This is a genomic window from Kocuria sp. APC 4018 (genome assembly GCF_030407675.1).
Classification (GTDB): Bacteria; Actinomycetota; Actinomycetes; order Actinomycetales; family Micrococcaceae; genus Kocuria; species Kocuria rhizophila.
The window spans coordinates 1-7,638 of the sequence record NZ_JASDCY010000083.1 but is presented as its reverse complement, the minus strand read 5'-3'; the positions used below and the strand labels follow the sequence as shown (position 1 = coordinate 7,638).

The 7,638-nt window shown below is 72.5% G+C and carries 8 protein-coding genes; 4 read left to right on the top strand and 4 right to left on the bottom strand.

The features are described 5' to 3' along the window. Window positions 1-88 precede the first annotated feature (88 nt). A complete protein-coding gene (locus tag QL985_RS11405; protein ID WP_050899421.1) occupies window positions 89-499 on the top strand; it encodes a globin in 411 nt (136 codons plus the stop codon). 123 nt (window positions 500-622) lie between these two features. Here QL985_RS11405 and QL985_RS11400 read toward each other — a convergent pair whose 3' ends face one another. Both QL985_RS11400 and QL985_RS11395 read right to left on the bottom strand, forming a co-directional pair. After that, window positions 623-1,333, bottom strand: coding sequence for a hypothetical protein (locus QL985_RS11400; protein WP_059281357.1), 711 nt, complete (start codon window positions 1,331-1,333; stop codon window positions 623-625). Further along, the gene (locus QL985_RS11395) at window positions 1,330-1,797 is read right to left on the bottom strand and encodes a thioesterase family protein (RefSeq protein ID WP_019309011.1); all 468 of its coding nucleotides are present in this window, start codon (window positions 1,795-1,797) and stop codon (window positions 1,330-1,332) included. Before QL985_RS11395 ends, QL985_RS11400 begins: the two co-directional genes overlap by 4 nt. 43 nt (window positions 1,798-1,840) lie before the next feature. On the opposite strand from QL985_RS11395, the gene QL985_RS11390 reads away from it, so the two are divergent. Further along, window positions 1,841-2,731 (top strand): acyl-CoA thioesterase II, encoded by an 891-nt coding sequence (locus QL985_RS11390; RefSeq protein WP_039100545.1) that lies wholly within the window; start codon window positions 1,841-1,843, stop codon window positions 2,729-2,731. A 192-nt stretch (window positions 2,732-2,923) separates the two neighbouring features. Here QL985_RS11390 and QL985_RS11385 read toward each other — a convergent pair whose 3' ends face one another. Then, entirely contained in the window at window positions 2,924-4,186 is a 1,263-nt protein-coding gene (locus QL985_RS11385; protein WP_259905419.1) for an MFS transporter, read from the bottom strand. Beyond that, on the bottom strand, window positions 4,183-4,953 hold the full coding sequence (locus tag QL985_RS11380; protein ID WP_101888317.1) for a siderophore-interacting protein: 771 nt from the start codon (window positions 4,951-4,953) through the stop codon (window positions 4,183-4,185). The genes QL985_RS11385 and QL985_RS11380 overlap by 4 nt, the downstream gene beginning before the upstream one ends. A 259-nt stretch (window positions 4,954-5,212) precedes the next feature. Here QL985_RS11380 and QL985_RS11375 point away from each other — a divergent pair, with 259 nt between their 5' ends. Both QL985_RS11375 and QL985_RS11370 read left to right on the top strand, forming a co-directional pair. Continuing rightward, a complete protein-coding gene (locus QL985_RS11375; RefSeq protein WP_039100542.1) occupies window positions 5,213-6,691 on the top strand; it encodes a pyridoxal-dependent decarboxylase in 1,479 nt (492 codons plus the stop codon). Continuing rightward, window positions 6,688-7,638 (top strand): SidA/IucD/PvdA family monooxygenase (locus QL985_RS11370; protein ID WP_290147897.1); only part of this gene is annotated, 951 nt, incomplete at its 3' end. The genes QL985_RS11375 and QL985_RS11370, both read left to right, overlap by 4 nt.

Here is a 7,638-nt window from a genome sequence, read left to right as displayed (position 1 = left end):
GGCCGCCCCGAGCGGACGGCGCACGTTCACGCTCGGAGCGGTCGGGTCCCGGTCCGCCGGGCCGTCCGTGACCCAGCCACCGCGGCAGGTGGGGGACGCCCGGGAGGCGGCCGAGGCGGCGTCGTCGGACTCCTTCTACGCGCAGGTGGGCGGGCACGAGACGTTCGAGAAGCTCACCCGCGAGTTCTACGCGCGCGTGGCGGAGGACCCGGACTTCAAGGCCCTGTACCCGGAGCAGGACCTCGGCCCGGCCGAGGAGCGGCTGCGGATGTTCCTGGAGCAGTACTGGGGCGGGCCCACCACGTACTCGGAGCAGCGGGGCCACCCCCGGCTGCGGATGCGCCACGCCCCGTTCCCCGTGGACACGTGGGCGCGCGAGACATGGCTGCGGCACATGCGCGCGGCCATGGACACCCTGGAGCTGTCCCCGCTGCACGACGGCATCATGTGGGACTACTTCGACCGCGCCGCCCATGCCATGGTCAACCGCCCGGGCTGAGAACCGGGCGCGTCCTCGGACGGGCAGGTCGTGCGGCCGCCCGGCAGAGCGCAGCGGGCCGCACTCGGGAACTGCTCCCGGGTGCGGCCCGCTGCTGTGGGATCCTCCGCTGCCGTGAACGGCTCAGCGGGGCAGCTTGACGAGCACGTGTCCCGCGCCCGTGCTCAGCCGGGCCCACTGCCCCGTCTGCTCCACGGCCACCCGCACCACGGGCTCCGAGGACGGGAGGAAGCCCAGCACGTCCAGGGCGAAGGCGGCGCCGTCGGGAATCTCCGGGCCGTCCAACGGGCCCCAGTCCGAGGACGCGCCCCACACACGGGAGCGCACCTTCTGCACCACGGCCGCGCCGGAGTCCGCCGGAACGGTGTCCGCCACGGTCTGGATCCCCCGCCGGGCCACCTCGTGCACGCGGTGGGCAGCCACGGAGCCCACGGCGCTCCAGCCGGTGCGCGGTGCCACGATCCCGGCCCACGCGGCCGAGACCTGCTGCGGCGGGGCGCTGAGCCACACCGCTTCCTCTCCGGCGGCCGGGGGCTCACCCGCGACCCGAGCCAACCTGTCCGTGACCGCCGACGCCGCCACGGTGAGGTCCAGCTCCGTGGACTCCGCCAGCTGCATGGTCCGCAGCCCCAGCACCACGGGTGCGGTGTCCAGCAGTCCTGCGGGGTGGATCACCGAGACCCACACCGCGAGCACGCGGTCCAGGCCCTGCAGCCGGACGGCCGCCTGCGGGTCCACGGAGCGGGCGCGGCTCAGGTAGGTGGCCAGGTCCGCGGCGTCCTGCCGGTCGAGCAGCGCGAAGCCCTCCGCCTCGGGATCTCGGGGGGCGCTCATTGCCCGTGGGAGTACTTGACGTCGTCCTCGAGCGAGGCCAGCAGCGCGCGGTGGTCCTCCGAGAGCTTGACGCTCTTGCCCGACTCGGGGTCCATGACCACGATCACGGACTCCCCCTCCGCGTACACGTGGGAGCCGTCCTCCTCCTGCAGCCGGTAGGAGATGGTGAAGGAGGAACCGCCGATGCGCGAGATCCACGTGCGCACGTACACCGGGTCCATGCGGAAGAACAGCTGCTCCTTGTAGTCCACGCTCTGGTGGGCCACCACCGTGCGCAGCTCGCCCACGGACTCCCGGAACGTGGTGTCCTCGGGGATCCCGTGGTCCGGGTCCTTCGCGATGGGCGAGGCGGTGAGCCGCACGCGCGCGTCCTCGAAGTAGCGCAGCATGGTCACGTTGTTGATGTGACCGTACTGGTCCTGGTCGAAGAATCGCATCTGCACGGGAACGTCGAGGGAAGTCATGCGTCCATCACACCACATCCACCGCCCGGTTTAGAGTGGGCCCATGACTTTGGATCCGACGCAAGACCCCGTGGAAGCCCTCATCCGCATGCTCGATCTCGCCGACGGCGGCGGTGCGCGCACCACGGAGGACATCTTCGTGGGACGCACCATCACCACCCCCCGCGCCCGCGTGTACGGGGGGCAGGTGCTCGCGCAGGCCTCGATGGCGGCCATGCGCACCGTGGACCCGGGCCGGGCGATCCACTCGCTGCACGCGTACTTCCTGCGCGGCGGGGACATCGAGCTGCCCATCACCTTCGGGGTGGAGCGTGTGCGAGACGGACGCTCCTTCTCCGCGCGCCGCATCCACGCCTACCAGGAGGGCAAGACCATCCTGTCGATGATCGCCTCCTTCCAGGAGCCCGCCGAGGGCCTGGAGCACCAGGACCAGATGCCGGAGAACGTCCCGGACCCGGAGACCCTGCCGTCCCTGCGGGAGACCATGGGTGCCCTCGACATCCCCGAGGCGCGCGCCCAGGCGTTCGAACGCCCCTTCGACATGCGCTACATCACCGAGCCGCTGTTCCTGCCGTGGCAGGGATCGCAGGACTCCTACAACGCCGTGTGGGTCAAGGCCCTCGCACCGTTGCCGGACGATCCCCAGATCCACCGTGCCGCCCTGGCGTACGTCTCCGACTACACGATGATGGAGCCCATCCTGCGCCGCCACGGCCGCTCCTGGGGCGAGCGCGGCATGAACGTGGCCTCCCTGGACCACGCCATGTGGTGGCACCGCTTCGCGCGCGCGGACGAGTGGATCCTCTACACCCAGACCTCCCCGAGCGCGTCCTCCGCGCGCGGGCTGTCCATCGGGAAGATGTTCACGCGGGACGGCACCATGATCGCCACCACCGTGCAGGAGGGCATGATGCGCCTGCCCGAGTTCCACTGAGCCGCACCGCGCACGGAACGACGACGCCGCAGGGGTGACCCTGCGGCGTCGTCGTTCGTCCGGTGCGGGAACCGTTCCACCGCGGTGCGGTCCGCGCGGGGCCGGCCGCCAGCGGTGCCGCACGAGAACGCTCCTCCGCGGTGCGGCCCGCGCACGGTGGGCCAGCAGCGGCGCGGACGGCTGCGGCGTCGTTCAGCGCCTCGCGGAGAGCAGCGGGTGCGTCCGGCACGTCACCACGCCGGCCACGGCAACGAGCAGGCCGAAGACCAGGGCCGTGCCGTAGCCCCCGGCGCCGGCGATGAACAGCCCCGCCGAGGCGCCGATGGTCCCGCCCAGCATGGAGATCGAGCTCAGCAGGGTGAAGTCCGCGCCCGCGTGACCGGGGCGCGCGATCCCCAGGTTGACCGCGTAGATGCCGGTGTTCATCACGGTGTAGCCCGCGAGCACGCAGCACGCGCCCACGATGCCCAGCAGCACCTGCATGCCGTGGGCGAGCTCCGCCCCGGACCAGACCACGGGCACGAAGCAGATTCCGCCGAAGAGCTGGATGGCCGCGCCGATCAGCAGGGTGGCGCCGCGGCCACGGGTGCGGCACAGCCGGCCACCCATCAGGGCGGCCGCGAGAGCGGGTGCCGCGGCGATCACCGAGGTCACGGTGCCGATGAAGCCCAGGGACCACCCGGCGTCCACGAGCGCGGGCGTGACGAGCGACCACACGGCCGCCGAGCCGAGGGCCACGAGCGGAACCGCCACGAGTGCCCACCGCTTGCCTCCGGGCACGGACAGCACGCCGAACATCCGGGACAGGGCCGCGGGACGCGTCTCCACGGGCGCGTACTCCTGCTCCCGGTGGCGCAGCACGGGGGCCATGGCCACCGCGGTGCAGGCCGCGAGCATCACGACCGCGGCGCGCCAGCCCCACGCGTCGTAGACGAGCAGCGCCAGGCCACCGCCCACCACGGTGCCGATGTAGCTGGCCCCCACCTGGACGCCCGCACCGAGATCGTGCTGCTCGGGCTCGAGCCCGCGCACGGACAGCGCGTCCGCGGCGATGTCCTGGGTGGCGGAGAACAGCACGAAGGCCGCGGCCAGCAGGATGATCACGCCGAGACCGTCCTGGGGGTCCGAGAACACCGCCATGGCCAGCAGGGACAGCACCATGAGCGGCTGCAGCACGAGCAGCCACGTGCGGTAGTGCCCACGGGAGCGCGCCGGGGACCAGCGGTCCAGCAGGGGCGCCCACAGGAACTTCAGCGGCCACACGAGCGCGAGCAGCTGCAGCATGCCCAGGGTTCCGAGGTCCGTGCCGCCGTCCCGCAGGATGCCCACCAGCCCGGTGGAGAGGAACGAGGCCCCGATAAACTGCGTGGTGTACAGGGCCCACAGCAGCAGCCAGAAGGGCCGGTTCCCGGAACGCACCGCTGCCACGGGCTCGGGGGCTGTCAGGGTGCTCATGCGTTCCTCCAGTAGGCGGTGGCGTCGATGTGGGTGCGCGGAACCCCGTAGTGGGAGCGCAGAGTGGTGCTCAGCCGCCGGTTCTCCGAGGCCTCCACGGCGATCCAGAATCGGTCCTGCGCGGTGGGACGGTGGGCATCCCAGTCCGCGAGCACGGCATCCGCCATGGTGGCTCCCTCCCCGTCGTGGCGCACCCGGCGCACCGTGTGGTGGGGTGCGGCGGCGAGCGGGAGGTCCTCGTCCTGCGCGTTGCGGTAGCCGAACCACACCTCCACGTCCTGGGACTCCAGTGCGGGGAGCATCGCGTTGACCGCCGGCAGGCTCGCCGGGTCCCCCACGATCACGGTCCGGCCGCTGAAGGCGGCGTCGAGGGACGGAGAGGGGGACTCCGCGGAGGCGCGGCGCGGCGCGCGCTTGGGCTGCCACGGCGGGGTGCTGCCCAGCAGGGAGGCCCGGATGGTGTCCCCGGGCGCACACGTGCGGGCCCAGTCGGAGGCCGCACCCTCGTGCAGCGCGAACTCCATGTCGAAGAGGCCCTGCTCCGGACGGGGATTGATCACGGTGAATGCCCGCTGGTGGTCCTTCCCCTCGGACGTGAACCACAGTCGCAACCACAGAGTGGGGAACGGGGTGTGCCGGGCCAGAAAGCCCTCGTCCCGCACGGTGATGCGCGTGTAGGTGTCGCTCACGTCCTCGCGGGCGACCACGCTCAGCACGGTCTCCGAGGCCCCGAGCGCGCGCACGGCCAGTCGTTCCCAGTGGGGCATGGGGTGTTTCTCCTTGCTCGGCGGGCGTGTCCGCGCGGCGGTCCTGGGGGCCTCCGCACCCGTGGGCTGCATGGCTCCAGCCGCCCGGCGCGGATCAGGTCCAGGGTGCTCGCCCCGTTCCTGCCCATCGCGCCCGGCGCCGTGACCGCGAGTGCACATCGACATGTTCTTAGGTTAGCCTAACCTGTCGTGGAATAGGATACCGATTCGTATCCTATTACGCCTGACGAGTGCACCCCACGGAAAGAAGCCACGTTTCATGAGCTCACCCCTGCTGCACCAGGACACCGTCGCGGACCTCGTGAGGGACGTCACCACGGCCGCGGCCGCCGGCGCCGCGCGCATGGCCTCGGCCGAGCAGCCCCACGAGCCGGCGACCCACGCCCAGATCGCCGCGGAGCTCGCGCACGTGGACCTCGACTCGCCCCTGCCGGACTTCGACGCCGCCGTGGACGAGCTGGACCGCACGTGGCTGCGCCACGCGGTGTGGTTCCACCACCCGCGCACCCTCGCCCACCTCAACTGCCCGGTGGCCGTGCCCGCCGTGGCCGCCGAGACGCTGGCCGCCGCGGTCAACGTGTCCCTGGACACGTGGGACCAGTCCAAGGCCGCCACCGTCATGGAGCGGCAGCTGCTCGCGTGGACCGCCGGGCGCATCGGCTTCCCCGAGGGCGCCGACGGCATGTTCACCCCGGGCGGCACCACCTCCAACCTGCAGGCCCTCATGCTGGCCCGCGACGAGTGCCTGGAACGCTCCGCGCTCGTTCCGGGAGCGGCCCCGCGACCGGTGCGGGCGGCGTCGTTGCGGATCCTGGCCAGCGCGGAGAGCCACTTCTCCGTGGTCACTGCCGCGCACGTGCTCGGGCTGGACGACGACTGCGTGGTCCCCGTGCCCGTGGACGACCGCGGGATGCTGTCCGTGCCCGCCCTGCGGCGCGTTGTCGCCGACCTCGAGGCGCAGTCGCTGACCCCGATGGCCGTGGTGGCCACGGCGGGGACCACGGACCGCGGGGTCGTCGACCCCCTGCCGGAGCTCGCCGAGCTGTGCACGGCGCAGCGGATCTGGCTGCACGTGGACGCCGCCTACGGCGGAGGGCTGCTGGTCTCCCCCGCCCACCGGGAACGGCTCGCGGGGATCGAGGGTGCGGACTCCGTCACCGTGGACTTCCACAAGACCTGGTTCCAGCCGGTCAGCTGCTCCGCGGTGGTTGTGCGGGACGGGCGCACGCTGCGCCACTGCACGCACCACGCCGCGTACCTCAACCCCGCGGACACCCCCGAGCCCAACCAGGTGGACCGCTCCCTGCAGACCACCCGCCGCTTCGACGCGCTCAAGCTGTGGGTCACGCTGCGCACCCTGGGCCCGGACGCGATCGGACGGCTGCTGGACACCGTGATCGACCTCGCCGCACGCACGGCGGACGGGCTGCGAACGGACCCCCGCTTCGAGCTGGTGTGCGAGCCGTCCCTGAGCACGGTGCTCTTCCGGTGGCTGCCCCCGGCCCGGGAGGACGGGCCGGAGGACCCCGACCGCTGGGTCCGCGCGATCCGCCGCGCCGTGTGGGACACGGGCCGCGCCACCGTTGCCGAGACGGAGATCGAGGGTCGCCCGTGCCTGAAGCTCACCCTGCTGAACCCCGAGACCACCGACGATGACGTCCGGGCTGTCCTGGACCTGGTCCACGAGACCGCCCTGTCCCTGCTGACCCGCGAGCACACCGGAAAGGCCTGCGCATGAACCCCCGAGACACCGCTCCCGCCGCACCCCGCCCCACGGCGACCACGGACCGGGGCACCCCGGAGGACCCCCTGGACCTGCTGTGCGTGGGCGTGGGCCCGTTCGGTCTGGGTCTGGCGTGCCTGGCCGACCCCCTGGCCGACGTGCGCGCCGCGTTCCTGGACGCCGCCGACGGCTTCGACTGGCACCCCGGGCTGCTGTTCGAGGACGCCACCCTGCAGGTCCCGTTCCTCGCGGACCTGGTGACCATGGCGGATCCCACGTCCCGCTTCTCGTTCCTGCAGTGGCTCAAGGAGACGGGCCAGCTGTACCCGTTCTACGTGCGGGAGTCCTTCTACCCGCTGCGGCGGGACTACAACGCGTACTGCCGCTGGGCCGCCGAGCGCGTGCGTGGGGTCCACTGGGGCCACCGGGTCGTGGGGGTCACCCGGCCCGCCGGTGAGGGCCCGTGGTGCGTGGAGGTGGACTCGCACGGTGAGCGCCACGTGTGGTGGGCCCGCCACCTGGTGGTGGGCACCGGCACCGTCCCGCAGGTGCCCGCACAGCTCTCGGAGGTCTCCGGGGCCGCGGTGCACGCGGGTGAGTACCTCACGCGGCGCGAGGACCTGGTGGGCCGGGAGCACGTGAGTGTGGTGGGCTCGGGCCAGTCCGCGGCCGAGGTATTCCTGGACCTGCTCACCACCCCGGACGGTCCCGCGGTGGACTGGATCACGCGCTCGCCGCGCTTCTACCCCATGGAGTACTCCAAGCTCTCCCTGGAGCTGACCTCCCCGGACTACCTGGACCACTTCCGGTCCCTCCCGGAGGCCGAGCGGGACCGGCTCAACGCGTCCCAGCCGCAGCTGCACCGGGGAATCTCGGACGAGACGATCGAGGCGATCCACGAGGCCCTGTACGTCCGCCGGGGTGATCCCCGTGCCGCCCCCGTGCGGCTCGTGGCGGCCACC